The 2,571-nt window shown below is 75.3% G+C and carries 3 protein-coding genes and 1 riboswitch; all 3 genes read left to right on the forward strand.

From position 1 onward, the window contains the following. A partial coding sequence (locus tag C2142_RS41245) for an LPXTG cell wall anchor domain-containing protein (RefSeq protein WP_241003054.1) occupies positions 1–355 on the forward strand: 355 nt, incomplete at its 5' end. Between the two features lie 155 nt (positions 356–510). Then, entirely contained in the window at positions 511–1,512 is a 1,002-nt protein-coding gene (locus C2142_RS37230) for a LacI family DNA-binding transcriptional regulator (protein WP_148647161.1), read from the forward strand. A 123-nt stretch (positions 1,513–1,635) separates the two neighbouring features. Beyond that, positions 1,636–1,857: riboswitch (cobalamin riboswitch) on the forward strand. Positions 1,858–2,128: 271 nt separating this feature from the next. Continuing rightward, positions 2,129–2,571 (forward strand): acyl-CoA thioesterase (locus C2142_RS37235; RefSeq protein WP_346766425.1); only part of this gene is annotated, 443 nt, incomplete at its 3' end.

Raw genomic sequence — 2,571 nt, forward strand, 5'->3', positions numbered from 1 at the left:
GACGGCCGCATGCTGGATCGAACTGCCCAAGGCCGGCACCGAGCCCGAGCACCCGGCGCCCACCCTCAAGCTGGCCGCCGCCGCGCCGGGAGCCACCCCGATCGGCACGCCGTCCACCGCGCCCACCACCGCCACGCCCTCCGCGTCCGCCATCGCCTCGGCGTCGGCCACCGCGTCGGCGCCGGCCACCGTGTCGGGCGCCCCGAGTGTGACGGCCTCGCCCAGCGCGGCGGCGACCGCCTCGACCGGCGACTCCTCGTCCGCCGCCCCCCTCGCCATCGGTGCCGCCGTGGTGGTCGTACTTGCTGCGGGCGGTGCCTGGTGGTGGCGCCGCAAGCGCACCGGCGCCAGCTGACGTTCCGCAACCACCGACAACGCAGTGCCCGGCCCGCGTGATGCGAGGGCCGGGCACTGCGTTGTCGGTGGCCGGGCTCGGAGCCGATGGCGGTCGGGTGGATCAGGCGCCCGGGGGATGAGCAGGCGCCAGGGCGGTGTCTAGACTTCCGGGCTGTGACCAGCCAACCTGTGACCCTGCTTGACGTGGCCCGGGCCGCCGGGGTGTCCAAGAGCACGGCATCCGATGCGCTGCAGGGCTCCGGCAGGGTCGCCGAAGCAACCCGCGAACGCGTCCAGGCGGCGGCCCGCGAGCTCGGCTACCGGCCGAACACGGCCGCCCGCAGCCTGCGCCGCTCCAGCACCGGAGCGATCGGCCTGCACCTGCCGCGGACGGCGACGCGCCTGGACTACTACATGAACCTGGCTTTCGGCGCGGTCGAGCGGGCCCGGGAGGACGGACTGGACCTCGTCCTGCTGGCCCCGGGGACGGCGTCCGGCGGCGGACTCGCCTCCCGGGTCGACGGTCTGCTGGTGATCGACCCGGAGGTCGACGACCCGGAGGTTCCGGACCTGCTCGGCTCCGGCGTGCCGGTGGTCACCGGTGAGCGCTACCTGGGCGGCGGCGTCGCGCCCAGTGGGGCCGTGGTGTGCGACAACGCCACCTCGCTCGCCGCGCTGCTGGACCACCTCGCGGCTCGCGGCGCCCGCCGCCCGGCGCTGCTGGCCCCCGGTCCGGGCTCCGACTGGGCCGCGGCGCTGCGGGCCGCCGCCACCGACTGGACCGGGCGGCAGGGTGTCGAGGTCGCCGTCCGAACCGTCCCGTTCGCGGCCACGCCCGCCGAGGCCGAGGCCGCCACCACGGACCTGCTCGCCGACATCCCGGGCCTGGACGCGGTGGTGTGCGCCCCTGACGGGGCGGTGCCCGGTGTGCTGGCGGCCGCGGCCAGGGAGGGCCTGCAGGTCGGGTCCGACCTGCTGGTGGCCGCGTGCGTCGACGGCGCCGCGGCGCGCGGTTCGAGTCCGCAGGTGACGGCGGTGGACCTCCGCGCGGCGGAGTACGGGCGCGAGTGCGCAGCCCTTCTGAGTGATCTGCTGTCGGGGTCGGCCCAGCCCGGAGCGGTGCGCCGCCACGACTGGGCGCTGCGGATCCGGGCGTCCACCGCCGGGCGGGATTGACACCGTACGGCGCGAGCACGCCACTCAACTCGGCTCACCTCGGCCCAGCCCAGTCGTGTCGCGTCCGCACGGACGGAGCCTCCGGAGCCCCGGGCGGTGATCATGACCTGAGGCGATGGACGTAGAGTGGTCCGCGCAGCTGGTTCGCCCTGTCCGCCAGTCAGGAGCGTCGCAAGAGGGAACCCGGTGGGAATCCGGGACTGCCCCGCAGCGGTGAGCGGGAACGACCGCCGTCATACGCACTGGGCCCGACCGGGTCCGGGAAGCGACGGCCAGTAGGTGTCCGCCCTTTCACGGGTGGCGCGCCCGCGAGTCCGAAGACCTGCCACTGCCCGTGGGCCGCAGCGGCCTGCGGTCTCACCGGGACCCCGAGGGCGGGCCTGCGGCGGGGAGGGACGCATCCGTGCGCCCTCCCGCTCCTTCGCATCGCCCGGGTCCGCGAACTCGCGAAGGAGGGTTCCGTGAAGCGCACCGGCCGGCAAGGAACGGGCAGGTCTGTCGGTTGTCGGTCCTGGACCGTCGCCACGGCGACCGGCGAGGTGACGGCACTATGACGGCCCCCGCCACCGTTGCGTCCCGGACGCCGGCCGACTCGGCCGTGACCCTCGCCCACATCATGAGTGAGCACGACACCAACCTCTACGGGACGGTCCACGGCGGGGTGGTGATGAAACTGATCGACGACGCCGCGGCCGCCGCCGCCGGCCGTCATGCCGGGGTGCCCGCGGTTACGGTGTCGGTCGAGGAGATGACCTTCCTCGCCCCGGTACGCGCCGGGGACCTCCTCACCGTCCGTGCCCGGCTCGACCATGCCGGGCGCACCTCGATGGACGTCTCGGTCGTCGTCACGGCGGAGCGCTGGAACCTCACCGGACCGGTGACCCGGGTGGCGACGGCGCAACTGGTCTTCGTCGCCGTCGATGCGGACGGGCACCCGCACCGGATTCCGGCCCTCGTGCCGGAGAGCGCCGCCGACCAGCGGCGCGAGCGCCGAGCCAGGGAGCGTCGTTCCCGGCGGACGGCGGGCTCCGCCGACCGGCCGGGGCCCGCCGTGAGTGA

The sequence above is a fragment of the Streptomyces sp. CB01881 genome (assembly GCF_002953255.1).
Lineage (GTDB): Bacteria > Actinomycetota > Actinomycetes > Streptomycetales > Streptomycetaceae > Kitasatospora.